Raw genomic sequence first — 23,917 nt, 5'->3', positions numbered from 1 at the left:
AAACCTTATTGCCTTTTTCTCGAAAGAGAAAATTGGCAATAAGGTTAAAATAAACAATAATGCTGCAAAAAAGATTCTTATATAATCAAGTAGTGAAAAGTATGTTGCTTGCTTTATCTGTACTTTTTATTTTTTCGTGCGGTGCAGAAAGCAGCCCGGATGAGCCTGATGTACTTGAACCTCCACATTTGGTAAGTTCAATTCCTGCAGATGGAGCTGCAGAGGTAGATACAAAAACAACCGCTATGCAATTAGTGTTCGAAAGCAACCTTATTGTTGTTTCAGAATCCAAATTTCACTTAAATAATAATGTTGTAAGCACTGTAACTGCTGAAGAAAATGTTTTAACGGTAACTTTTTCAACTCTTCAGCCTGAAACAGAATATACCCTGCTCATTGATGCCTTGGCTTTAAAAGTAGTAAACGGGGCAGTAAATTCAGCCCAAATTTCAATAAGTTTTACAACTGCTGCAGGCCAGGCTGTAGATATTACAAATAAGCTTGCTGTTGATAATCCTTCCCCGGAAGCCACAAATCTGTATTCCTTTTTAAAGGAGAACTATGGGGAAAAAATAATTTCCTCTGCAATGGCCAATGTGAACTGGAACATCAACGAGGCCGAATGGGTGAAACAGCATACAGGGAAATATCCTGCAATTGCAACTTTTGATTACGTTCATTTGCCTTATTCTCCTGCCGATTGGGTTGATTATTCTGACATTTCTGTTGTTGAGGATTGGTGGAACAACAATGGGATCATAAGTGCTGGATGGCACTGGATTGTTCCTACCTACGAAGGTTCTGCAGATGATACTTATAAACCGGAAGAAACAACTTTTAAGGCTTTAAATGTTACAATAGATGGCACCTGGGAAAATGCGGCTGCCAAAGCTGATTTAGAAGAAATAGTTGGATACTTAAAGTTGCTTCAGGCTAAAAACATCCCTGTTATTTGGCGGCCATTGCACGAAGCTGCAGGTAATACATATGAATATACGAATGGTGAAGCTTGGTTTTGGTGGGGTACTGACGGTGCAGATACCTACAAAGAACTTTGGGTTTTTATGTTCGATTATTTTAAAGCTCAAGGACTAAATAATTTGATATGGGTGTGGACTACACAAACAAAAGACAACGCCTTCTATCCTGGTGACAACTATGTTGATATTGTGGGAAGAGACATTTATAATAATGCTGAAGCGGCTTCTATTGCTGATGAATTCAATACAATTCAGCAAACTTATCCTACTAAAATGATCACTCTAAGTGAATGTGGCAACACGGCTGATGTTTCTGAACAATGGAATGCCGGAGCTAAATGGTCTTATTTTATGCCTTGGTACGATTACGAAAGAACAAATGATACAAATGAATCAGATTTTGCGGGTACCGATCATGAACATGCCAATGCTGCTTGGTGGACGAATGCTTTTAGCAATACGTATGTGATTACACGAGATCAAATGCCTGATTTAAAGTAGAATGTTTAAAGGATGTTTTATTTTAATGTGAATCCCCAAACGGATTAATAGATTGATGATGAGAGAAAAAAATAATTCACTGGAGCAATTCCTATGTGAGATTAAACAAGAATGGTTCGATATACTTGATTATTGGGCAGAAAGTACAATTGATAAATATAATGGTGGTTTTTATAGTGAGATTTCCAATACCAGTGAAGTCAATAATGGGATTGCAAAGGGAGTTGTACTAAACACAAGAATTTTATGGACATTTTCATCCGCATATAACCATAGTAAAAATGAGAGATATCTTGAAATAGCCAAGCGGGCTTTTGATTATATTCTTGCCTGTTTTTTGGATCATGAGAATGGTGGTTTGTTTTGGGCTGTTGATGCAGCAGGAGAGGTTGTGAATGACAGAAAACAAGCCTATGCGCAAGGATTTGGTATTTATGCTTTTTCGGAATATTATAAAGCTTCCAATGACGAAAACAGTCTTAAACAGGCAATAAATCTTTTTCATTTGCTGGAAAGTAAATACAAAGACAATGAATTTGGTGGTTATATTGAGGCTTTGGGCAGAGACTGGCAGATGTTGGATGATATGCGCTTGAGTGAAAAAGATGCAAATGAGCCAAAGTCAATGAATACGAATCTTCATATTATTGAACCCTATACCAATCTTTATCGGGTTTGGAATAATGCTGAAGTGAAGAACAGTATTAAAGATTTGTTGTCGATATTTTACGATCGGATTCTTAATCAACAAACTTTTCAGTTTCAATTGTTTTTTGATATGGATTGGACAGTAAAATCCAATGAAATATCATTTGGACATGATATTGAATCAGCATGGTTGCTTAGTGATGCGGCAAGAGTGATTCATGATGAGAAATGGATTGAGAATATGGAAACAATAGCCGTTCAGGTAACCGATAAAGTTATTCATGACGGAATGGATAGTGATGGCAGTGTTTTTTACGAGAAAATTGATGGGGTTATTGATAAAGATAAGCACTGGTGGGTTCAAGCCGAGGCGATTATAGGCTTGGTGGATACTTACAAAATAACAGGAAATAAAAAGTATTTAGACAGAGCCATTCAAATATGGACATTTGTTAAAGCCAATATTAAAGATGGTAAGGGTGGAGAATGGTTTTGGCGGGTTGATGCAGCAGGAAAACCTGTAGCCGGTGATTGCAAAGTAGGATTTTGGAAATGCCCGTACCATAATACCAGAGCACTAATTGAAAGTTATAGCAGACTAAAAGAATAATCAGAATGAGAAAATCGTTTCTATTACTAATAATGATTGCGTTCAGCATTTGCGCGAATGCTCAGAAAGCAAAAAAAATGGCCTTAACTCCTCCCATGGGTTGGAATAGCTGGAATACTTTTGGTACAGATATAAATGAGCAGTTGGTGATGCAAACCGCTGATGCTTTTGTTGAATTAGGATTAAAAGATGCCGGATACGAATATATTGTATTGGATGACGGCTGGATGGCTAAGGAAAGAGATGAAAATAACAATCTCGTTCCGGATCCAAAGAAATTTCCTGGAGGAATAAAATCCATTGTTGATTATGTGCATTCAAAAGGTTTAAAATTTGGTTTGTACGAATGTGCCGGAAATCAAACCTGTGCTGGTTATCCTGGTAGCCGTGGTTTTGAATATCAGGATGCCAAACTTTATGCAGAATGGGGAATTGATTTTTTGAAATACGACTGGTGCAATACCGAGAACATAAATGCAAAAGGAGCATACCAAACCATGCGGGATGCCTTGTATGCAGCAGGCCGTCCAATTGTTTTCAGTATTTGCGAATGGGGAGATAACGAGCCATGGAAATGGGGCGAAGAAATGGGACATTTATGGCGCGTTACCGGCGATATTACCAATTGCTGGGATTGTGAAGTCGGTCATGGAAACTGGTCATCGCGAGGAATCTGGCCAATTATTAATCTTCGTAAAGATCTCCGGAAATATGCAGGCCCGGGGCATTGGAACGATTTGGATATGATGGAGGTGGGGAATGGCATGACCGATTCGGAAGATCGTGTACATTTGGCCATGTGGAGTTTGTTGACCTCACCTCTGATTTTAGGAAACGACCTTCGCACTATGTCTGGTGAAACTTTGAAAACAATCGAAAACAAAAATGTTATAGCTGTCAATCAGGATGTTTTGGGAATTCAAGCTTATTGCCATCTGAAAAGTCCTGATTTGGAAATATGGGTAAAACCTCTCGCCAATGAAGAATGGGCTGTGGCTTTTGTTAACATGAGTAAAGAGGAATTACAACTTTCTTATGATTGGTGGAAACATCCAATAAACGATCAGCTAACTCACAAACAATTGGAAAAGAAATACAAAAGTTACTCCATGTATGATCTGTATGCATCCAAAAATATCGGGTTAACCAATAAAAATCTTGAATCAAAAATTAAAGGGCATGATGTTTTACTGCTAAAACTTAGTCCTCAGAAATAATAAAACCAGCAAACGGGAAGCTGTGTTGAATGGCTTTTGCAAGTACGAACCTATCTGGAGTATTTATACGCAGCTCCACTAAAAGCGAATAGAATGGATCAGAAAATCTGTTTAAAAGAAAAAATTGGATATAGTTTTGGCGATTTTGCATCTTCTATGTTTTGGAAGATCTTCTCCATGTTTCTCATGATTTTTTATACTGATGTGGTTGAGTTATCTCCTGCATCAGTGGGTACAATGTTGTTGTTGACTCGTTTGTGGGATGGATTGAATGACCCGATTATGGGAATTGTTGCAGATAGAACCAGTACTTCGAAAGGAAAATTCAGACCCTACCTTTTATGGGTTGCCATTCCGTTTGGAATTATTGGGGTTTTAACCTTTTCCACTCCGGAATTTGGTCCGTCAGGGAAATTGATATACGCCTATGTAACTTACACCTTAATGATGATGGTGTACACGGCAATTAATGTTCCTTATTCTTCCTTAATGGGAGTAATGACTGATAATTCGGATGAAAGAACATCTTTGGCTTCCTTCAGATTTATTGGTGCCTATTCCGGCGGAATCTTCATGACTGCTTCCATTCCTTACTTATTGGATTTTTTTAGGGAAATAGGTTCAAGTGAAGCGGGCAGCTATCAATATTCTGTTGCAATTTATGCTGTTGTTGCAGCTTTCTTTTTCATCATGACCTATTTGTGGACAAAAGAGAGAGTAAAGCCATTGGAAGTGAAAAATTCGATTTGGAAAGATGTAAAAGATTTGGGGAAAAATGCACAGTGGTTTATTATGCTTGGCGCCGGTATTGCTGTGCTGATCTTCAATTCTCTTCGCGATGGAAGTATCATGTATTATTTCAAGTATTTTATCAAAGATCAAACCATTCCTTTACTTGGAGAAATGAAGTGGGATAAGCTGGCGGGTGCATATATGACCATTTGGTTGGTAACAAATATGATAGGAGTTTTGCTGGCGAAACCCGTTTCAGCAAGAATAGGAAAGAAGAAAACCTTTATTGGAGCAATGGTTTTGGCATCATTCTTCAGTATTGCCCTATATTGGCTGCAACCAGAACAAATTGGTCTGATCTTCCTACTCAATATCTTTATCGGAATTACCGCAGGAATTGTATTGCCGTTAATCTGGTCGATGTATGCTGATATTGCCGATTATTCGGAATGGAAAACCGGACGACGTGCTACTGGATTGGTGTTTTCATCTTCCTCAATGTCGCAAAAAATGGGATGGACACTTGGAGGTGCCGTTACAGGTTGGCTGTTGGCCGCTTATGGTTTCGAGGCCAATGCTGAACAATCTTTCGAATCATTAAAAGGAATTCGCTTGATGATTAGTATTTATCCAGCCATTGGTGCCGCGCTTTCTGCTCTGTTTTTATTGCTGTATAAATTGAGCGATAAATATATGAAACAGGTAATTTCCGAATTGGCTGAAAAGCGTCAATAATATAAGTTGAAGTGTCTTTTACAGGAAAAGACACCTATGGAATTGAAAGCAGTTAAAAACATCTTGTTGAAGTAAATTAGAGAATAGTAATGAGGACAAAATATTTATACATATTAGGATTGGTAATAGGCATGCATTTTTCAGCATTGGGACAAAATGGGACTTCTAATTTTATTTCGTCTGCTGCTTCTCAAAATCAGAATTGCGAATCTGATTTAGCATCAGTGAATCTTTCGAATGAAAATATAGAATACATAGGTCGCTGGGACTTTAGTGGTCAATACCCAAAGGTGTGGGCTCCTGGAGCTTATCTCCGGTTTCGTTTTAAGGGGAATTCCTGCCGGTTTATTATTGAGGATGAAAACCTATGGGGAAATCATAATTTTATAGAATTGGTAATTGATAATTCAATTGAGAACCGCATCAGACTTAGTGGAAAGTTGGATACAATCTCTCTTCCGACAAATTTAGATTCCGGCGAACATACGGTTTTAATCTGCAAGGATACCGAAGCTGGTATCGGATACATAAAAATAAAAGAGATTCACTGTGCAGCGATTATGCCCGGCAAATTATCTTCCGAAAGAAAGATTGAGTGCATCGGAAATTCAATTACATGCGGTATGGGCAGCGACGAATCCTATAAAAAATGCGGCACTTCAGAATGGTACGATCAACACAATGCGTATATGGCTTATGGTCCGAGAACGGCCAGAAGATTAAATGCACAATGGCATTTGACTTCTGTTTCGGGAATTGGACTGGTTCATAGTTGTTGCGGATCATCAACGGAAATACCTGAAGTATTTCACCGGACAAGTTTGGGTATTGATGGCAAAAATTGGGATTTTGACAAATACATTCCTGATGTGCTGACCATTTGCCTGGGGCAGAATGATGGGATTCAGGATTCTACCTTGTTTTGTAATGCCTACGTAAATTTTATAAAGCTGATTAGAACTTATTATCCGGAAACACAAATTGTATGTTTAACAAGTCCAATGGGCGATAAAACTTTAAATGATGTGCTGAAAAAATACATCAACAGCGTAGTAGAAAGAAGAAAGAGTGAAGGAGATAACAAAGTGAGTAAATATTTCTTTAAAAAAAGGTACATCAGAGGTTGTGGTACTCATCCCAATATTGATGATCATGCTTTGATTGCTGACGAATTGGAAATGGAACTTAGAAAACTAATGTGTTGGTAAGCCCAAATGGATTTATATTTTTGATATAAATTAATTTAAATAAGATAAAATGAGAAAATTTCTAATTGTAAGTCTTCTAAGTTGCTTCTGTTTGTTTGGCTGTCAGGAGCGGGTTGTTAAAATTGCATGTATTGGCGATAGTATTACACAAGGATTTGGAAGAGATAATCAGGATTCTTATCCAAATCAGATGAACGCAATGTTGGGTGAAAACAAAGAGGTGAGAAACTTTGGTGTTGGAGGCAGAACCATGTTGAAAAAAGGAGATTATCCACTTTGGAAAGAAAGTGCATTTACCGAAGCTCTTCAGTACAAGGCAGATGTTGCAGTAATTTTATTGGGAACCAATGATTCAAAGCCTCAGAATTGGGATCAATATGGCAATGAATTCTATTCCAATTATTTGAGTATGATTGATACTCTAAAAACCACCAATCCGAAAATGCAGATTTTTGTTTGTTATCCACCGCGTGCATTTGCTCAGGTTTGGGGAATTCGTGATTCAGTTATTGTAAATGGCGTTATTCCTGTTGTCGATTCCATTTTAACCCAAAGAGATGTTAAATTGATTGATTTGCATTCTGCGATGTACAATAATGAAGATTTGTTTCCGGACAAAATTCATCCGAATAAAATTGGATACAAACGAATGGCTGAAATTGTAGATGAGGCCATCAGTAAATAGAAATAGTATGGATTCAAGGAATTTGTTCATGGTTTTGAATTCATAATAAAATTTAAAAAACATATGAAACGTCCATGTATAAAGCTTTCTACACACAGTGAGATGATTATTCCCGGCGTGGTAAGTTCTCCCGAAACAAGTTCGGGACAGGCTATATGGCAAATAAAAACAAATAATAAACATATGAAACGTCCATGTATTTAGCTTTCTACACACAGGGAGATGATTATATGGTAAGTTCCATATGGCAAATAAAAACAAATAATAAACATATGAAACGCTATAAATTTGTCATTTTTTTGTTCACACTGATATTTTCAGGCGCGAACTGTTTTGCTCAGGAAATAATTCTGTCTCCGCTATTTGGTGATGGTATGGTTATTCAGCGCGATAAGCCTGTTTCCGTATTTGGTGAAGCTCCGGCTAACGAAAAAATTACTGTTCTCTTCAGAGATCAGCATAAACAAGCAGTCTCAGATGAAAAAGGAAAATGGAAAATTGAACTTGATTCTGAAGTTTATGGTGGTCCGAATAACCTGACGGTGAAAACCAAAAATGAAACATTGGAAATTAAAGATGTTTATGTGGGCGAAGTTTGGATCTGTTCCGGTCAATCGAATATGGAAATGCCTCTTTTAGGCAATTGGGCTCATGTTAACAATGCTGAAGAGGAGGTTGCCAATGCCGATCTTCCAAACCTCCACCTTTTTATGGTTGATCGAAACACATCTTTTCAACCTGAAACAGAAATAGAATCGAAAGGATGGAAAACATGCACTCCCGAGAGCTGTAAAGAATTTTCGGCAGTTGCTTACTTTTTTGGTCGCGATTTACTTGAAAATTTAAATATGCCTATTGGATTGATTCAGTCTGCGTGGGGAGGTACTGTGGCCGAAGCCTGGACAAGTGCTTCAACATTAAAAAGCATAGCTGATTTTCGGGAGAAAGTACTTCAAATTGAAAAAAATCCAGCATCCAAAGAAGAGTTGCAACTAAAATACAAAAAAGACCTTGCCGCTTTTATTCAGGAAACAGGCGAGGCCGACAAAGGAATTAATGGTAAGGATACCATTTTTGCTTCGGTTGATTTGAATGATGCAGATTGGATGCCAATGAATCTGCCGGGTATGGTAGAAAGCACTAAAATTGGATCTGTTGACGGAAGTATTTGGTTCAGAAAAACCATCAGCATTTCTGATGAAAATGCAAATAAAGAAATGACTTTGCACATTGCCGCGCCTGACGATGCTGATGAAACATGGTTTAATGGTATAAAAGTGGGAGAGAGCACCGAATGGGATGTTCCCAGACAATACAAGCTGGCCTCGAATCTGGTAAAACCCGGTAAAAATGTAATTGCAATTCGTTTATCCGACTATCGTGGTGCCGGAGGTTTTATGGGAGAAGCTTCTCATTTTGCTTTAACATCAGAAGATGGATTTAGAATGGAATTGGCTAAAAACTGGAAATGCAAAGTCGGATATAATTTAAAAGACATCAAAACAATTCCAATAGAAATAAACGATCCCAATCAACCAACAGTATTGTTTAATGCCATGATTAATCCTTTAATTCCATACAGTTTTCGTGGTGTAATTTGGTATCAGGGAGAAAGCAATGCCGGCAGAGCAAAGCAGTACGAAGAATTATTTCCTGCTATGATTAACGACTGGAGAAGCAAATGGGGAGGAGAAGATTTTCCGTTTATTTTCGTGCAGCTCGCTTCTTATCTGAAGCGAAATACAGAACCTGTGAACGATAGTTGGGCCGAACTTCGCGAGGCGCAGCGGTTAACCCTTAAATTACCAAATACAGGAATGGCAGTAGCTGTTGATATAGGAGATGCTAAAAACATTCACCCGGGCAACAAACAGGATGTTGGAAAACGTTTGGCTTTGTGGGCTCGAAACAAAGTTTATGGCGGGAATATCCCTTATTGCGGGCCCACTTATAAAGCGATGCTTGCTAAAAACTCTTCTCTTGTTGTAGAATTTGATCATTGTTACAAAGGGCTCACAGTTTCGGATAACAGGGAAGTAACAGGTTTTGCCATTGCCGGAAAAGATGGAGTTTACCATTGGGCAAAGGCTAAAATCGATAAGAATACAATCATTCTAAATTCGGATCAGGTGGCAGAACCTGTTTCGGTGCGTTACGCATGGAGTTCCAATCCCGATTGTAACTTAATCAATTCTGCCAAATTGCCTGCGGGTCCTTTTGAAGCGAAATTGTAGATTCGGATGAACTAATTGATTTATATCAAAACAAACTTTGTCAAAACCACAACAATCTCATGAACAATTACAGGTTGAATTTAATGGCATTACTATTTTTTACAGGACTATTTAATGCATGTCAACCGAATGAAATTAAAAACATGGAAACAAGGGAATTAAACTCCAACTGGACTTATCATCAGGTAAATAGTGAGCTTGCAGGAAACGCGGCAGTACCCGGAACCATTCATACCGATTTGCTTGCGAATAAACAGATTGAAGATCCGTTTTATCGTACAAACGAGAAAAATCAGCAATGGATTGATAAAGAGGATTGGGAATACAGCAGTTCTTTTCAATTATCCGAAAAGGAAATCAGCAGGCAAAATCTGCATCTCGGTTTTAAAGGATTGGATACCTATGCCGATGTGTATGTTAACGGTTCGTTGGTGTTGAAAGCCGATAATATGTTTCGGGAATGGGAAATAGATATTAAAAAGCTGGCAAAAGCAGGCGAGAATCAACTTCGCATCTATTTTCATTCTCCTGTTAAAAAAGGATTGGAATTATTGAACGCATCAGCCTATACATACCCAGCAAGCAATGATCAATCGGAGAATGGCGGGTTGGGCGACAAAAAAGTGTCTGTTTTTACACGCAAAGCCGGTTATCATTATGGCTGGGATTGGGGACCGCGTTTTGTGACCTCCGGTATTTGGCGGCCAATTGAGCTTAAAGCCTGGGATGAAGTTCGTATTAAAGATGTGTTCATTCAGCAAAAATCGGTAAAGAAAGAACAGGCTAAACTGACTGCAGATTTTACAGTGGAAGCAAACGAAGCTTTTACAGGAAAAGTAATCGTAAAAGATCAATCTACAGGCAAGGAATTGCTGAATAAGCAGGTTGAAATTGAAAAAGGAAGCAATTTGATTTCTGTTCCATTCAATATCGAAAACCCAAAATTGTGGTGGTCGAACGGATTGGGTGAGCCGAATAGGTACCAATTCGAAGCTCAATTGGTAAAGGACAATTCTGTAATGGCTAAATATGTTGTAAATACAGGATTAAGAAGTCTGAAACTGGTTCGGGAAAAAGATGAGGCAGGGGAGTCGTTCTATTTTGAACTGAATGGAGTTGCTGTTTTTGCAAAAGGTGCAAATTACATTCCCAATGATAATTTTTTGCCGCGGGTTAGCAAAGCCGATTACGAAAAAGTAATTGCCGATGCAAAAGATGCCAACATGAACATGCTTCGTGTTTGGGGAGGCGGCACATACGAGAACGATATTTTCTATGATTTGTGCGATAAAAACGGCATTATGGTTTGGCAGGATTTCATGTTTGCCTGCTCCTTGTATCCGGGCAACGAGGAATTTTTAGAAAATGTGAAACAGGAAGCCAAAGACAATATTGTGCGTTTGCGCAACCATCCATCCATTGCCCTTTGGTGCGGGAACAACGAAATAAATACTGCCTGGAGTTATTTTTCCAAATCGGGTTGGGGTTGGAAAGAACTATATAACGAGGAACAACGCGAAGAAATTCAAAAGGCATACATGGATATTTTCCATGACATTTTACCGGATGCAGTTGCGGAATATACCGATGGAGATGACTATTGGCCATCGTCGCCTCAGGCAGGATTCGAACCCGAAAAGCATGCTGATTACGATAACAGGAGCGGAGATATGCACTATTGGGGCGTGTGGCACGGATTGCATCCGTTCGAGGATTTTGACAAATACAAAGCTCGTTTTATGAGCGAATACGGTTTTCAATCTTTCCCCGATTTCGAAACGGTGAAAAAGTACACCTTACCCGAAGATTACAACATCGAATCAGAAGTGATGGCTTCTCATCAGCGAAGCGGAATAGGTAATTTGCGCATTAAAGAATACATGGGTTGGGATTACAAAGTACCCACTGATTTTGAGAAATTTCTATACATGAGTCAGGTATTGCAGGCAAGGGGAATAAAAACCGCGGTTGAAGCACACCGACGGGCCAGACCTTATTGCATGGGAACTCTTTACTGGCAGATTAACGATTGCTGGCCGGTTGCCAGTTGGAGCAGTACCGATTATTATCACAAATGGAAAGCCATGCATTACATGGTTCGAAAAGCATATCAACCCGTTTTGCTGTCTGCTTTTGCAAAAAATGATACTCTGGCTATTTATGGTGTTTCAGATTTATTGGTTGGGAAGAAGGGTGTTTTGAGTCTGAATCTGATCAGTTTTAAAGGAGAACAATTGTTTAAACAGGAAATTTCTGTTGATTTGGCAGCCAATACCAGTTCGGTACTTTTCACAAGCAGTCTTGCTGATCTACTTGGTAAATTCGATAAAAATTCGGTTGTGCTGCAAATGGAAGTAAGAGAAGAGGATCAGCTCCTGACTGACGGCAAGTACTATTTTGCCAAACCAAAAGATCTGCTTTTGCCCGAAGCTAAGATTAACGTACAATTGATTGAAAAAGAAGGCAGGCACTTTATTCAAGTTTCAGCCGATAAATTAGTTCGCGATTTGTACCTGAATTTTAAGGATTCAGATATCAGATGTTCCGATAATTACTTTGATTTGCTGCCGGGCGAAAAACGAACAATAGAATTGACAGGAAATGATGTGCCGCAGCAAAGCGATTTGCAAATAAGGCATTTGCAGCAAATTTCCGAGTAAGAAAAACTACAGCACCTAAAAAATATTGGTGCATAAACTTATAAAAACTATGAACAAGACTCTACTCTTTTTATTAGCCGGCATACTCATTGCTTTTTCTGCTTGTCAGCAAAAAAATGAAGCCAACTTTGTTAAAGTGGCTAACAATGGATTCACACTAAACGGAAAGGAATATAGCTTTAAAGGAGCTAATTATTGGCAGGGAATGAATCTGGGAGCGCCTCAATCGGGCGATCAGCAGCGATTAGTAAGGGAATTGGATGAGATGCAGGAATTAGGGATTACCAATTTGCGGATATTGGCTGCAAGTGAAGCGGACTCTGCTATGCGCTACTGTATCCATCCAGCCTTGCAAACGGCTCCGGGAGTGTACAACAATGATATATGGCAAGGATTGGATTTCCTGCTTGCCGAAATGGGAAAAAGAGAGATGAAAGCGGTTATGGTGCTTGGTAATTTCTGGACCTGGAGTGGGGGATTTCCTCAGTATCTGCGTTGGGCAGGTATGGGTGAAGTTCCCTATCCTCAGGAGCCCCCAACTTCGTGGCAGCAGTTCACCGACTATTCCAAACAGTTTTTTAGCAACGATTCGGCGCAGGAGATGATGAAGAATCATATTAAAACCATTATTGGCAGAATTAATTCGATAACCGGAAAAGCCTATAAAGATGATGCTGTGATTATGGCCTGGCAATTGGCGAACGAACCACGGGGTTACGATGTGCCTAAGCAACTGCAGAAATGGACGCGTGCCACTTCAGGCTATATCAAAAGTCTTGATTCAAATCATTTAGTGTGTTTGGGTACCGAAGGAAATACGGCCGATTTGGTTTCCGGTGTTAATGTTTTAATTGATAACGACGATTCGAATATCGATTACATAACCATGCACATCTGGGCACAAAACTGGGGCTGGTACAGTCCCGAACAAAGCGATTCGGTATACACTGAAATGCTTCAAAAGGTAAATTCTTATTGGGATGTTCATGTAGATGCAGCTAAAAAGCTTCAAAAGCCAATAGTGCTCGAAGAATTTGGAATTGCCCGCGATGGTTCATCTTTTTCTCCCGACACAACAACCAATTGCCGCGATCGTTTTTACGAATTTATTTTCAGCAAAGTAGATGAATCCATAAAGAACAATGGAATGGTGAGAGGTGTAAATTTTTGGTCCTATTCAGGAGAAGGAAGACCACCACATCCGGGAGAATTCTGGAAAAAAGGTGATACTTATTTAGGAGATCCTCCTCACGAACTGCAGGGATGGTATGGAGTGTATGATAAAGATTCTACAACTCTTGCAATCATAAAAAGATGCTGCGGATCTAAATTTTAGCTATTGCTCCACAGTTCATGTTCGGGAAAACCGAATCAATGAGATATCAGAAAGACGCGGTTTTTACCACGTCTTTTTTATTGCGAAAAACCCCAACCGCTGTAAAGCAATTGGGGGTACATTTCAAAATATATATGTGGTAGTAGTCTCTATTTAACCAATATTCCAAGCTGTTCCAAGGTTTGGCGTTCCGACCTTTCGTAAAACAGATCCAGACAGGCGCGTAAATCGTTGCAGTATGCCATTAATTTGTTAAAGGTTTCTTGTTTTCGAACCGTAGCAACCTGAGCTTCACCATCCTCTTTTTGCGCTTTTATTTTTAACTCATCAATTTTTTCCAGTTGCTGTACCATTTCAGTAATTTCTTCAGAGCCTAACTCAACCAATGCTAATTTATCCTGAATTACAATGTGCTGAAGAACTGCATTTGTAGTTTCCTCACATAGGTTTTTCCAGTCAGCATAATTGCCCGGTATTTCCTTGTTTAAACGAAGAAGAGTGCTTAGTTCAGCATTATTCTTGAAGAAGTAACGACTGGCTTTACGGATCTTCACCAATTGCCCGTATATCTTGTCGTAAACAATTTTAAATTCACGATTTGCTTCTGTCGATTCAATTTTTTCTGTCGATTGGCTTTCGAAAGCCGATTTGGCATTTTCGTAAAGCTTTACTCCAGTCAAAATTCGATCTTCCGGATAAATCGCTGCAATTCGTGTTTTAATAGCTTCGTTACCCGATAAACCATATACGAGTATTCTACATTCTTCTAATGATTTTTGTAAACTTTTTGGCATGATAATGTCTTTTTCAGGGTCAATTATTCTGTTTATCTATATGTTTTTTTTTAATCGATATTGAAAGTAAGTATAATATTTCAAAAAACAAAAACATAAGAAGCTAAAATTATGTTTTAATGCCAGGGTGGATATGTTAATAAGGCTGGAAATGGATTGCTAGGCTGTAAAAAAACCAATGTGTCAGGGTATTTTACTTTTTATGATTAGGAATTCATTTTTTAAACTAAAAATTTACTTTTTTATTCAGGGAAGGAACTTTTTACCATTGGGAGAAAGCTTTTTAGGACAGGGAAAGCACTTTTGTACATAAGGAATTCACTTTTTACGATCGGGAGTACGCTTTTTCCGACAAATTGTCGCTTTTTAGCATTGGGAATTCACTTTTAAGTATCGGGAACTTACTTTTTGGCAGGGGAAAGCACTTTTTAGCCTCGGGAAGCACTTTTGGGCAAGGGAAAGTGTCTTCTCCTGAAATAGCTTGACAGATTATTACTTAATTTTTAATAGTCGTATTGTTTTTTAATTGATCTGCGCTTGCACAAAATTATTCAAATCTTCTTTCTGTTTTCTTTACTGTCAAAGATTCTTTCTTCTGCTTCTGTATTACAGTTTCAATTTAATTCCCGATTTTCCATTGCATCTTTTTCAGATATTCCTGGATTTTGATTCTTGGTAGATATTTCGTCACTCTCAATAATGTGGACTTTAATTTGCGTCCTGTCAATGTTATTAGAAGTATAAATTTTGGAAAGAATACTATCCAGAGGAGCGAGAACTTCAATGTTTTTTATCACTCCCTCATATTCATTAAAAAGCTTCCAGTAGAGCTCTCCCGGTTTTTCTTCCGTATTTTCTTGAATTCGTTCCATCTGAAAAATAGAAATCCAATTAACGTTAGTAAGTAAACCCCAAATTCCAAAGAATAAACTGATGGATATAATAGCCTGAAATAATAAGATCTTCATATTTTCAATCTGAAATAAGCTTGGTTAAAATAATTTCTTGGGTATTTCTGTTTTCGGATGACAAAGTAGATCGGTTAAGCGACCATAGAACCACCACGATACATGAATTCCTTTTCGAGTGTGTACTGCTGTATATATTGTTGTTATAAATTCGGCCAGATTGAAAATAAAAGCAGTAATCAGATAGGAAAAGTATCTGTTTGTAATGGGTTCGGAATCGAACAGGATTGCTGTGGTCCACCAAAAGCCAAAGCTGTTTATGAATAGCAAAGAGAATTGCGATAACAATGCCTGTGTGCAGTGCCAGCGAACAAAGTAGGTTCCTTTTCTATTGGCGATAAAAAAAAAGAAAGTTGCAATCAAATTTATTATAGGGAGAGGTAATCCTGCTGTCAGCGCAGCAAGCGACATCACATAGCTGTTCGAAGCTTTTTCAGCTTCATCATCTTTTGGTTCGTAAGCAAACTTACCAGTTGATATCATATGTCTTTATAAATGTTCCAAATCCAATTCAAGAGAACCAACACGATAAGAGGTATGGCAACGAGTTTTTGTTTTAGGATGTGCTCTGCTTTGTTGTAAAAAATAAAAAAGCTATCCTTTTTAAGCAGAAAATCAATACAGATCCAAATCGGACTTGCCGTCATTATTAAAAATAGAAGAAGGCCTATAGGATTTAAAAGAAAAGCCTGTTCTATCCTGCCATGAAGCAAAGATAGAACAGACCTTGTAGAGCCGCAGGAAGGACAGGGAATTGTGCTTATTTTTTTAAACAAACAAACATTTACTTCATTCGGAAATATTGAAGTTTCTTTATTTAGGTTGACAAATAACCATAGATACCCCACTAAACATGCTCCAATCAGCAGCATATAAAGCCGATTCCTGCTTCCTGCCATTAAGCCAGTGCCTGCATAAGTTTCGACATGTTTTTTTCTTTTGCTGCGCCCATAATCAGAAACCAATCGATAAGAGTCCAGATTCCAAAGCCACCACATGTTACCAATTTGCCAATTCCCAATCCTGTATCGCCTAAAAAGAAACGATCGATGCCAAAGGGGCCGCCAAGTAAGGAAACGATTAAACTTGTTGTTGGATCTTTAAATGAGATAGATTGAACAATTTCCCATTTTGATTCATCGGCATTTTTTAAGCTTTCTCTTACCCCAATAATTTGGGTACTTTCAAAAAACTTTCCATAGGTCATGATAAACATGTCCACTTTCTGTGAATCCATTTTGCTAAATTATATATTATAATCCTACTCGTTTGGCTTTTCGGATACGCCCTATTTTTATAGTGGTGTTTGATTCCACAGTTAAGTTTTATTTTTAAAATAAAAAAGCGCTAATTTATGAAAATCATTTTGCTTAACATACTAAAAAGATAAATAAATACCTGCTTTATCGAAGTTTTTAGATTTACTTATTTCAATTTTTTTGGTGAAAGAACGCAAGTTTATTTGCGAATGGGTGTCTAAGCATTTAAATTCACATAATCAGCATCGAAGTATTTTTACCATGATTGAAAAGGAGTTAGTTGAACAACTCAAATCCGGAAACGAAACAGCATTTCGCCAGCTTGTAGAGACCTATCAGTCGATGGTGGTGAATACGGCTATGGGGATGATTCACAATCAGACAGATGCTGAAGATATTGCCCAGGATGTTTTTATTCAGGTTTATCATTCGATAAGCGATTTTAGAAATGAGTCGAGCCTGAAAACCTGGTTGTATAGAATTACAATAACACGCAGTTTAAATGCAATTCGGGCCAATAAAAGGAGAAAGTTTTTTAGTCGTATCGAAGATTTTTTTCAGGGAAAAAAGGAAGAGGTTCAGGAGAAGGCAGGTTTTGTAAATCCCGATAAGGCTCTCGAAGAAAAAGATCATGCCAATGCGATTCGTGCTGCATTGGATTCTTTGCCCGAAAATCAGAAAATTGCTTTTGCATTGAGTAAGTATGAGGAACTGAGCTATGCAGAAATTGCTGATTTGATGCAGATTTCGAAATCGTCGGTAGAGTCGCTGCTGTTTAGGGCAAAATCGAATTTGCAGAAAAAACTCATCGGGTATTATAAAAATTTTAAGAAGTAGCGCAAGTTTTTATTCAAAGTGGTGTCCAATACAAAAAACAATACAAATGAAATGCAACGAGGTAAATAGCAAATTAATTTTTTATCTGGAAAAGGAACTCTTGAAGGATGAAATGCTGCAGATGGAGAATCATTTGTCGGAGTGCAGTTCATGTTCCAATCGTTTGGTTTTACTTCAGTCGGCTATGGATGTTATCGAGAAGGAGAAATCGCTGCAGCCGAATCCATATTTTGTCTCAAAAACGATGAATCGTTTTAAGGAAGAGCAAAGAACAGCCAATCAGCCGGTTTTTACCAGACTGTTAATCCCTGTATTTGTGAGTATCCTGTTTGTACTGGCTATTGGATCGGGCATTTTTATGGGAGCAAATTTTGCTTCGGATACTGAAAATATTCAGCAATCGAATTTAATCGATCCCTATTTTAACGAAATAGATAACGAAACCATTGAATTGTTCTTTTTAAACGATGGATATCATGAATAAAGCGAATAAAATTTGGATGTGGCTTGCTTTAATTTTATTGGCAGTTAATTTGTCAACGATTGGCTCGTTTTGGTATCATATGCAGCAGGAAAGAATCGTGGAAGAAAATAAGGTGGAGATGCCGGATGAATTCAGAACCAGGTTTCTGAAAGATCAATTGGGCTTGAATGAAGAGGAGAAGATGATATTCCGATCATTAAACAGGAACTACAATCAGGATGCAAACCAGATTATGAATCGGTTGAGTGCTTTGCGAAGCGAAATGGTGCAGCAATTGGGAAACAAGAATTGCGATACTCTGGAACTGAAAAATATTGCCGGTGAAATAGGTGAGATGCATAAGGAGTTGAAATTGGCAACCGTTCAGTTTTATTTGGATATGAAGAGTGAATTGAACGAAGAGCAGCAGGCCAAACTATACGATTTGTTTAGCCGTTTGCTGCAAAATGATGATGAGGCGAAAACACCAAAAGGCAGAAGAAGAGGCTGGGGACACGGCAATGGTCCCGGCGGTAGAAATCAATAGCGTTTTATTGTAAATATTCTTTTTAGGAAGTGATTTGTATTGCATCCCGGGAGAAGTATGTCAAAAAAATAATTAAAAAAGAGATCATGAAAACACAAAAATTATTGAAAAACTTTGGATTACTGCTAATGGTAATCGTGTTTGCAATTCCTGCCGCCGATAGCCAGGCACAAAGCAGACGCAGTAGGAACGATTGCAGTCAAATTTCAAATTTAACGGTTGAACAGAACAAACAATTGAATGATTTGAGAGCAGATCATTTGAAAGTGATGGACGCTTTACGTGCCGAAAGAAGGGCTGCTGTAAGTGACAGCGACAGAGCAAATGTGAGAGAAAAAATGCAGACAGAGCTGAGCAAACATACCAATGCAGTAAGTGCAGTGCTTACTCCTGAACAGCGTGAGCAATATCTGCAAAACAAAAATTCGAATGCACAGTCTTTTGCGAAAAAAGGCAGAAGAGGAAGAGCTTGCGGTAATGGTTGTGGACAAGGTCGAAGAGGCAGAGGTGGACAAGGTCGTGGAAACAGGTAAGGAATTTTAAAATTGAAAACAAAATTCAGAAATCATGAAACGTCCATGTATAAAGCTTTCTATACACAGGGAAATGATTATATGGTAAGTTCCATCGGACAAAAACTTAAAATTATAAACAGATGAAAAATAGAATGACAAAATTTTTAATCGCTTTTGCACTGAGTTTTGGCTTTTTTGCCTGCGACAGTGAGGATGGAGGAACGGAAGCTTTGGCAAATTTGCCCTTGGTTGAAGTTTCGGCCGATGGATACACCGATATCATTACGGCGAACTTAAAAACGGTATTGAGTATAGATACAACAGTTGCGGCTGAAAGTGAGCAGGAGGGATTGCTGCTAATGCGCGAAGAAGAGTTGCTGGCTCATGATACATACAGTTTGTTTGCTGATTTGTATGATGTAAGGATTTTCAGCAATATTACCCGTTCGGAATCAACTCATGCTGCAGCAGTATTAACTTTGTTGGATTTGTTCGGAATTGAGGATCCGGCAACCGGAATTGCGGGGGAATACAATAATGAGACACTGCAGGCTTTGTATGATGAAGTAAGCGAAAAAGGGAAATTATCAGTAGAAGAAGCCTTAAAGGCCGGTGCATTCATCGAGGAAGCGGATATTAAAGATTTAGAGGATTTGATGGCTGAAACTGAGAATGAGGATATTCTTTTGGTGTATGATAATTTGCAGAGAGGTTCACGAAATCATTTACGGGCTTTTGTTCGGGTGTTAAGTACTTATGGAGTAGTTTATCAGCCAACAGTTTTAAGTGATGATCATTTTAATGAGATCATTAATTCGGATACCGAACGCGGTAATGGTTGTTTGAATGATTATCAAAATAAATACAGAAACCGTAAAGGGAACGGAAATGGATGGAATTGATTTTCCGGGTTTAGAAAGATTGTAGGGTAATCCCGAAAATAAAGGCTGTTGATGCAATATCAATGGCCTTTTGTTCTTAGGAAATGTTTCGAAATAACTTGACGCTTTAAGCTTGCCCTTTTGCCCATTAAGTTCCTTGCAAAAACATTTAATAGCCCGCTATTGGCAATTTTTGCAACTTCTTAAAGAACAAAATCACGTCGCTTTAATCAGTCAATTTATTCCCTCACAATCCCTTGGCAGAGGTGATGATCGTTTCTGAAATTTTCCTTAAGTTTGAATTTCGAAAGAATCAAAACATAAAAAACAGATATGGAAATTAGAAAAAATGAAACTCAGTTGGTTTGTATTGCCAGATTTATTGCGAATGAGGGCGAGGCCGATCAGTTAATCAAAAATTTACATGCTTTATTATTGCCGACACATCAGGAAGGTGGCTGCATTCGTTACGAACTAAATCAGAGCATCGATAATCCGCATGTAATTACTTTTGTAGAGAAGTTTTACGATCAGAAAACCTTCGATGAGCATTGCAGTCAAAAATATATTACTGACTTTTTTAATGATGGCAAACCTGATCACGTAAAGGAGTTTGATGTGAGCCTGCACAAGGAGATATTAAAGTAGCATGGTTTAACCACAAAGTAAAAAAAGGAAAGAAGTAAACTTTGTGAAGTTCTTGCTGTTCTTTGTGGTAAAAAGTTGTTGCAGAAAAAGAAAAAGAGGCAAACCGATCTGATTTGAGAAAATTTCGGTTTACCTCTTTTTAGTTCAGTTAAACTCTACTCGAAAAGAGTTGAATTTAAGAGAATATTAATTCGCTTTGATCCATGGCTGACCCACTTTCAAAATTGTACGACCAGCAACGTCGTTAATAATGATAGCAGCCATCATGTACCAGGCGCATAATGCACAAATAATCAATTCGTATCCAGCTACCTCATCTAAAATTGGAAATCCGAAGTGCCCTAAGTCCAGAAGGATGAAACCAATAAGTAATGTAGTAAAAGTGGTAGCCATTGCAGCATGAATAAAGAATGATGCCACCCATAAAATAGCAGTAAACAATGTCCATGCAACAAGGTAATATCCAACATCAGTGGTCGATGATTTGTATACCCCGTAAAAATTCATCAGCCAGATAACACCTAAACCAATCCAAAATGAACCGTAACCGGAGAATGCTGCAAAGCCGAAATTGTTGCCGTTTTTGTGCTCGAGCATACCAGCCATAAGCTGTGCCAGTCCACCAAAAACAAATCCCATTGCAACAACAGGACCTAATCCACACAATCCGATGTTATGAAACTGCAATAAAAGGGTTGTCAATCCAAACCCACCAAGTCCGACTACAGCCGGATTACCTAATTTTACGTTGCTCATCTTTATATATTTATTCTGATTTTTCAGATCGCAAAACTAGCAATTAGATCAAGAGACCAGTACTCTATCTAAGTAGTTATAAAACATGCTTTTAGGTTGTGTTTTTGTTTTGAAATCTGTAAGCTTGTGATAATTAAGAGATAAGAAACTTTTTTGCAGGGAAAATAGAATTTTGATTGTGCGGAAATGATATTAAAAGGTCTGAAAAAGAGGAGGGAAGGCTCCAAAAAAAAATCCTTATGCAATTAAACGCATAAGGATTGTTTCTTTTTTTTGCAATTGGGAATATTTTATCGTCCAATCAACTCCAATTCTTTACTCGAAATATCTCTCATTTCAACTTTACGGATTTTCCCGGTTACCGTGGTTGGAAATTCGCTTGTGAATTTAAAATACTTAGGAATTTTGTAAGTAGCGATTTGTCCTTTGCAATAATCTCTAAGTTCTTCTTCGGTGGCCGATTTTCCTTCTTTAAATTTTATCCAGGCCATTACAACTTCGCCGTATTTGTAGTCGGGCACACCAATTACATATACTTCGCTGATGCTTTCGTGAGAATGGAAGAATTCTTCAATTTCGAATGGAGAAATATTTTCGCCGCCGCGAATAATCAGATCTTTTATTCTACCCGTTATGGTTACGTAACCCTCCTCGTCCATGCTGGCCAAATCACCTGTATGCATCCATCCGGCATTATCAATAACCGATTTAGTAGCTTCTTCATTGTTCCAGTATTTAAGCATTACAGAGTATCCCCGGGTACAAAATTCACCACCTTCGCCACGTGCAACAATCTTTCCCGTTTCCGGATCAATAATCTTAATTTCCTGATGAGGATGAACCCGGCCAACCGTTCCTACCCGTTTACTAAGTTCGTCGTTTACAAAAGTTTGAGTTGAAACAGGAGAGGTTTCTGTCATGCCATAGCAAATGGCTACTTCTTTCATGTTCATTTTTTCCTGAACCTCAAGCATCGCTTTCTCAGGGCAAGATGCGCCTGCCATAATTCCGGTACGTAAACTGCTTAAATCGTATTTTTCAAAATTAGGATGTTCCAATTCAGCAATAAACATCAAAGGCACTCCGTAAAGTGAAGTGCATTTCTCATCTTGAACAGTTTTTAGTACAGTTTCAGCTTCGAAAGCTTCACCTGGAATCACCATTGCAGATCCATGTGTAATGCATGCCAAATTGCCCAATACCATACCAAAGCAGTGATAAAACGGCACCGGAATACAAACCCGGTCTGTTTCATTGTAATGCAAACGCTCACCAATAAAGTAACCGTTGTTCAAAATGTTGTGATGGGTTAGGGTTGCTCCCTTTGGAAAACCTGTTGTTCCCGAAGTGTATTGAATATTGATCGGATCATCAAACTGAAGCTGAGATTCTATTTCTTCTATTTGAGATGTTGAAATTCTCTTGCCTGCCTCAATTAATGCATGCCAGTCCCGATCTAAAATTACAATTTGTTTTAGATGAATGCAGGATTGTCTTACCTCCTGAATAATTTCGAAGTAGTTGGTTTTTCGAAATCCTTCCGACATAATTAAAAGACTAATTTCTGATTGACGAAGGGCAAATTTAAGTTCTGCTGATTTATAGGCCGGATTAACATTTACCAAAATAGCACCTATTCGAGCTGTGGCAAATTGAACAATTACCCATTCGTGTCTGTTCGGCGACCATATTCCAACCCGATCTCCTTTTCCAACTCCAAATGCAAGTAATCCTTTTGCTACTTCTTCAATCTGTTGCCAAAATTCAAGATATGTTGCTTTGTAATTTTGATAAGGAACAATTAAGGCATCTCTATCGCCAAATAATTCAACCGTTTTGCGAAGTCGTTCAATAATTGTTTCGCCTAAAAGAGGCAAATTCGAGCTTCCGTGCTCGTAAGATAGTTTGTTCATTCTTTTATGTATAAATGAGCCAATTGAACACAATTAACCCGTGATGTGATTATCTGTAATACATCAATTAACAATTGAAAACCATCTTTCTGCAGTTAACCGGAACCGGCTAAACTTTTTTGATTAGGAAGTAATAAAAGTTGTGATGGAGCCGTAGCTCCTTGTTTTAATATGGGCGCAATTTATAAAAAATATTTTAGCGGACAACAAATATAACCGGGATAATAGAACCTATTCCCGGGATATTGAATTAAGTATTTCACCTTAAAACAGTTTCGGTTTAATTCTATAAAATGATCAGCAAAAAAAAGGAAGATTATTAATCTTCCCATACAATTGTTTTAAAATCATCAAAAAAGGGGCCAAATTGAATTTCTGAAATTTGATTGTTGTCAAGCCAAAGATGCAGATTTTCGTTTGGGAAAAATATCAATTCATGAGTTGGAAATTCCTCTGAACCAACGTCCTCAAATTCCGGTTTTCCAAGTTGAAAAAGTTCAAGTTCAGCCAGCAGCATTTTTTTACTTAAACCAACCTTAATGAATTGAAAAATACTGTATTGCTCATTCAGAACCGAAATGTAGCTGAGTCTGTTCTGATCAATAGATTCGAATGTAAAGCTAAGTCCTTTGTCAATGTATAAAAGTGTGACACTTACTTCATCCGGAGAAAGGGAGTATTCTCCAACATCATCTGCGTTTCCCAGTATTTTTTCAACTTCGGCAGGTTGCATGCCAAATTTAATTCCTAAGATACCTTTACCCAATATGATGTCGTTTTTATTCATACA

24 protein-coding genes are annotated in these 23,917 nt (G+C 38.1%); 16 read left to right on the top strand and 8 right to left on the bottom strand.

What is annotated here, in order from left to right; translation table 11 throughout:
- Nucleotides 1-59 precede the first annotated feature (59 nt).
- The 10 genes from BZG01_RS00500 to BZG01_RS00460 all read left to right on the top strand — a co-directional run bounded on the left by BZG01_RS00500 (nt 60) and on the right by BZG01_RS00460 (nt 13,546).
- The gene (locus BZG01_RS00500) at nt 60-1,481 is read left to right on the top strand and encodes a glycosyl hydrolase (RefSeq protein WP_101307861.1); all 1,422 of its coding nucleotides are present in this window, start codon (nt 60-62) and stop codon (nt 1,479-1,481) included.
- Nucleotides 1,482-1,539: 58 nt separating this feature from the next.
- The gene (locus BZG01_RS00495; RefSeq protein ID WP_101307860.1) at nt 1,540-2,739 is read left to right on the top strand and encodes an AGE family epimerase/isomerase; all 1,200 of its coding nucleotides are present in this window, start codon (nt 1,540-1,542) and stop codon (nt 2,737-2,739) included.
- A gap of 5 nt (nt 2,740-2,744) precedes the next feature.
- Nucleotides 2,745-3,956: a glycoside hydrolase family 27 protein gene (locus BZG01_RS00490; RefSeq protein WP_101307859.1), complete on the top strand. Its 1,212-nt coding sequence runs from the start codon at nt 2,745-2,747 to the stop codon at nt 3,954-3,956.
- Between the two features lie 93 nt (nt 3,957-4,049).
- Nucleotides 4,050-5,423: an MFS transporter gene (locus BZG01_RS00485; protein ID WP_101307858.1), complete on the top strand. Its 1,374-nt coding sequence runs from the start codon at nt 4,050-4,052 to the stop codon at nt 5,421-5,423.
- An 89-nt stretch (nt 5,424-5,512) separates the two neighbouring features.
- Complete coding sequence (locus BZG01_RS00480) at nt 5,513-6,631, top strand: SGNH/GDSL hydrolase family protein (RefSeq protein ID WP_101307857.1); 1,119 nt, start codon at nt 5,513-5,515, stop codon at nt 6,629-6,631.
- Nucleotides 6,632-6,680: 49 nt separating this feature from the next.
- Nucleotides 6,681-7,316, top strand: coding sequence for a GDSL-type esterase/lipase family protein (locus BZG01_RS00475; RefSeq protein WP_101307856.1), 636 nt, complete (start codon nt 6,681-6,683; stop codon nt 7,314-7,316).
- 63 nt (nt 7,317-7,379) lie between these two features.
- Entirely contained in the window at nt 7,380-7,520 is a 141-nt protein-coding gene (locus BZG01_RS21470; RefSeq protein WP_180327153.1) for a hypothetical protein, read from the top strand.
- Between the two features lie 68 nt (nt 7,521-7,588).
- Entirely contained in the window at nt 7,589-9,550 is a 1,962-nt protein-coding gene (locus BZG01_RS00470) for a sialate O-acetylesterase (protein WP_180327152.1), read from the top strand.
- Between the two features lie 59 nt (nt 9,551-9,609).
- Nucleotides 9,610-12,210 carry a beta-mannosidase gene (locus BZG01_RS00465; RefSeq protein ID WP_101307854.1) on the top strand — a complete coding sequence of 867 codons (2,601 nt, stop codon included), beginning with the start codon at nt 9,610-9,612 and terminating at the stop codon, nt 12,208-12,210.
- Nucleotides 12,211-12,259: 49 nt separating this feature from the next.
- Nucleotides 12,260-13,546 carry a glycoside hydrolase 5 family protein gene (locus BZG01_RS00460; RefSeq protein WP_101307853.1) on the top strand — a complete coding sequence of 429 codons (1,287 nt, stop codon included), beginning with the start codon at nt 12,260-12,262 and terminating at the stop codon, nt 13,544-13,546.
- Nucleotides 13,547-13,695: 149 nt separating this feature from the next.
- Here the strand turns inward: BZG01_RS00460 and BZG01_RS00455 are convergent, their stop codons facing one another.
- The 5 genes from BZG01_RS00455 to BZG01_RS00435 form a co-directional block, all read right to left on the bottom strand.
- Nucleotides 13,696-14,340 (bottom strand): PQLLE family protein, encoded by a 645-nt coding sequence (locus BZG01_RS00455; RefSeq protein WP_101307852.1) that lies wholly within the window; start codon nt 14,338-14,340, stop codon nt 13,696-13,698.
- Nucleotides 14,341-14,954: 614 nt separating this feature from the next.
- Nucleotides 14,955-15,308, bottom strand: a complete 354-nt coding sequence (locus BZG01_RS00450) for a hypothetical protein (protein WP_101307851.1) — start codon at nt 15,306-15,308, stop codon at nt 14,955-14,957.
- A gap of 24 nt (nt 15,309-15,332) precedes the next feature.
- The gene (locus BZG01_RS00445) at nt 15,333-15,791 is read right to left on the bottom strand and encodes a magnetosome magnetite crystal formation protein family (protein WP_101307850.1); all 459 of its coding nucleotides are present in this window, start codon (nt 15,789-15,791) and stop codon (nt 15,333-15,335) included.
- Nucleotides 15,788-16,180, bottom strand: coding sequence for a DUF2752 domain-containing protein (locus BZG01_RS22055; protein WP_425436046.1), 393 nt, complete (start codon nt 16,178-16,180; stop codon nt 15,788-15,790). Before BZG01_RS22055 ends, BZG01_RS00445 begins: the two co-directional genes overlap by 4 nt.
- 26 nt (nt 16,181-16,206) lie before the next feature.
- The gene (locus tag BZG01_RS00435; RefSeq protein ID WP_101307848.1) at nt 16,207-16,545 is read right to left on the bottom strand and encodes a TM2 domain-containing protein; all 339 of its coding nucleotides are present in this window, start codon (nt 16,543-16,545) and stop codon (nt 16,207-16,209) included.
- 283 nt (nt 16,546-16,828) lie between these two features.
- Between BZG01_RS00435 and BZG01_RS00430 the strand changes: the two genes are divergently transcribed.
- From BZG01_RS00430 to BZG01_RS00405, 6 genes are all read left to right on the top strand, one after another.
- A complete protein-coding gene (locus BZG01_RS00430; RefSeq protein ID WP_101307847.1) occupies nt 16,829-17,404 on the top strand; it encodes an RNA polymerase sigma factor in 576 nt (191 codons plus the stop codon).
- A 46-nt stretch (nt 17,405-17,450) separates the two neighbouring features.
- Nucleotides 17,451-17,888, top strand: coding sequence for a zf-HC2 domain-containing protein (locus BZG01_RS00425; RefSeq protein ID WP_101307846.1), 438 nt, complete (start codon nt 17,451-17,453; stop codon nt 17,886-17,888).
- Complete coding sequence (locus BZG01_RS00420) at nt 17,881-18,414, top strand: periplasmic heavy metal sensor (protein ID WP_180327151.1); 534 nt, start codon at nt 17,881-17,883, stop codon at nt 18,412-18,414. The genes BZG01_RS00425 and BZG01_RS00420 overlap by 8 nt, the downstream gene beginning before the upstream one ends.
- Before the next feature lie 86 nt (nt 18,415-18,500).
- Nucleotides 18,501-18,947 (top strand): hypothetical protein, encoded by a 447-nt coding sequence (locus BZG01_RS00415; protein WP_143470798.1) that lies wholly within the window; start codon nt 18,501-18,503, stop codon nt 18,945-18,947.
- A gap of 122 nt (nt 18,948-19,069) precedes the next feature.
- On the top strand, nt 19,070-19,831 hold the full coding sequence (locus BZG01_RS00410) for a DUF2202 domain-containing protein (protein WP_101307843.1): 762 nt from the start codon (nt 19,070-19,072) through the stop codon (nt 19,829-19,831).
- 312 nt (nt 19,832-20,143) lie between these two features.
- Nucleotides 20,144-20,458 carry a putative quinol monooxygenase gene (locus BZG01_RS00405; RefSeq protein WP_101307842.1) on the top strand — a complete coding sequence of 105 codons (315 nt, stop codon included), beginning with the start codon at nt 20,144-20,146 and terminating at the stop codon, nt 20,456-20,458.
- 186 nt (nt 20,459-20,644) lie between these two features.
- On the opposite strand, the gene BZG01_RS00400 is transcribed toward BZG01_RS00405, so the two are convergent.
- From BZG01_RS00400 to BZG01_RS00390, 3 genes are all read right to left on the bottom strand, one after another.
- Nucleotides 20,645-21,220 carry an acetate uptake transporter gene (locus BZG01_RS00400; protein WP_281256408.1) on the bottom strand — a complete coding sequence of 192 codons (576 nt, stop codon included), beginning with the start codon at nt 21,218-21,220 and terminating at the stop codon, nt 20,645-20,647.
- Between the two features lie 284 nt (nt 21,221-21,504).
- Nucleotides 21,505-23,127, bottom strand: coding sequence for an AMP-binding protein (locus tag BZG01_RS00395; protein ID WP_101307840.1), 1,623 nt, complete (start codon nt 23,125-23,127; stop codon nt 21,505-21,507).
- Nucleotides 23,128-23,446: 319 nt separating this feature from the next.
- Nucleotides 23,447-23,914 carry a hypothetical protein gene (locus BZG01_RS00390; protein WP_101307839.1) on the bottom strand — a complete coding sequence of 156 codons (468 nt, stop codon included), beginning with the start codon at nt 23,912-23,914 and terminating at the stop codon, nt 23,447-23,449.
- Nucleotides 23,915-23,917: the final 3 nt, after the last annotated feature.

The organism is Labilibaculum manganireducens (assembly GCF_002843385.1).
In the GTDB taxonomy this organism is placed as follows: Bacteria; Bacteroidota; Bacteroidia; order Bacteroidales; family Marinifilaceae; genus Labilibaculum; species Labilibaculum manganireducens.
This window is presented reverse-complemented; position numbering and strand designations above follow the sequence as displayed.

Bases quoted from the DNA above. Each gene is read 5' to 3' on its own strand.
- BZG01_RS00450 (WP_101307851.1), bottom strand. From the start codon at position 15,308: ATGAAGATCTTATTATTTCAGGCTATTATATCCATCAGTTTATTCTTT.
- BZG01_RS00420 (WP_180327151.1), top strand. From the start codon at position 17,881: ATGAATAAAGCGAATAAAATTTGGATGTGGCTTGCTTTAATTTTATTG.
- BZG01_RS00390 (WP_101307839.1), bottom strand. From the start codon at position 23,914: ATGAATAAAAACGACATCATATTGGGTAAAGGTATCTTAGGAATTAAA.
- BZG01_RS00445 (WP_101307850.1), bottom strand. From the start codon at position 15,791: ATGATATCAACTGGTAAGTTTGCTTACGAACCAAAAGATGATGAAGCT.
- BZG01_RS00495 (WP_101307860.1), top strand. From the start codon at position 1,540: ATGAGAGAAAAAAATAATTCACTGGAGCAATTCCTATGTGAGATTAAA.
- BZG01_RS00475 (WP_101307856.1), top strand. From the start codon at position 6,681: ATGAGAAAATTTCTAATTGTAAGTCTTCTAAGTTGCTTCTGTTTGTTT.
- BZG01_RS00395 (WP_101307840.1), bottom strand. From the start codon at position 23,127: ATGAACAAACTATCTTACGAGCACGGAAGCTCGAATTTGCCTCTTTTA.
- BZG01_RS00430 (WP_101307847.1), top strand. From the start codon at position 16,829: ATGATTGAAAAGGAGTTAGTTGAACAACTCAAATCCGGAAACGAAACA.
- BZG01_RS00425 (WP_101307846.1), top strand. From the start codon at position 17,451: ATGAAATGCAACGAGGTAAATAGCAAATTAATTTTTTATCTGGAAAAG.
- BZG01_RS00500 (WP_101307861.1), top strand. From the start codon at position 60: ATGCTGCAAAAAAGATTCTTATATAATCAAGTAGTGAAAAGTATGTTG.
- BZG01_RS00485 (WP_101307858.1), top strand. From the start codon at position 4,050: ATGGATCAGAAAATCTGTTTAAAAGAAAAAATTGGATATAGTTTTGGC.
- BZG01_RS00435 (WP_101307848.1), bottom strand. From the start codon at position 16,545: ATGGATTCACAGAAAGTGGACATGTTTATCATGACCTATGGAAAGTTT.
- BZG01_RS00460 (WP_101307853.1), top strand. From the start codon at position 12,260: ATGAACAAGACTCTACTCTTTTTATTAGCCGGCATACTCATTGCTTTT.
- BZG01_RS21470 (WP_180327153.1), top strand. From the start codon at position 7,380: ATGAAACGTCCATGTATAAAGCTTTCTACACACAGTGAGATGATTATT.
- BZG01_RS00490 (WP_101307859.1), top strand. From the start codon at position 2,745: ATGAGAAAATCGTTTCTATTACTAATAATGATTGCGTTCAGCATTTGC.
- BZG01_RS00455 (WP_101307852.1), bottom strand. From the start codon at position 14,340: ATGCCAAAAAGTTTACAAAAATCATTAGAAGAATGTAGAATACTCGTA.
- BZG01_RS00405 (WP_101307842.1), top strand. From the start codon at position 20,144: ATGGAAATTAGAAAAAATGAAACTCAGTTGGTTTGTATTGCCAGATTT.
- BZG01_RS00480 (WP_101307857.1), top strand. From the start codon at position 5,513: ATGAGGACAAAATATTTATACATATTAGGATTGGTAATAGGCATGCAT.
- BZG01_RS00415 (WP_143470798.1), top strand. From the start codon at position 18,501: ATGAAAACACAAAAATTATTGAAAAACTTTGGATTACTGCTAATGGTA.
- BZG01_RS00470 (WP_180327152.1), top strand. From the start codon at position 7,589: ATGAAACGCTATAAATTTGTCATTTTTTTGTTCACACTGATATTTTCA.
- BZG01_RS00410 (WP_101307843.1), top strand. From the start codon at position 19,070: ATGAAAAATAGAATGACAAAATTTTTAATCGCTTTTGCACTGAGTTTT.
- BZG01_RS22055 (WP_425436046.1), bottom strand. From the start codon at position 16,180: ATGCTGCTGATTGGAGCATGTTTAGTGGGGTATCTATGGTTATTTGTC.
- BZG01_RS00465 (WP_101307854.1), top strand. From the start codon at position 9,610: ATGAACAATTACAGGTTGAATTTAATGGCATTACTATTTTTTACAGGA.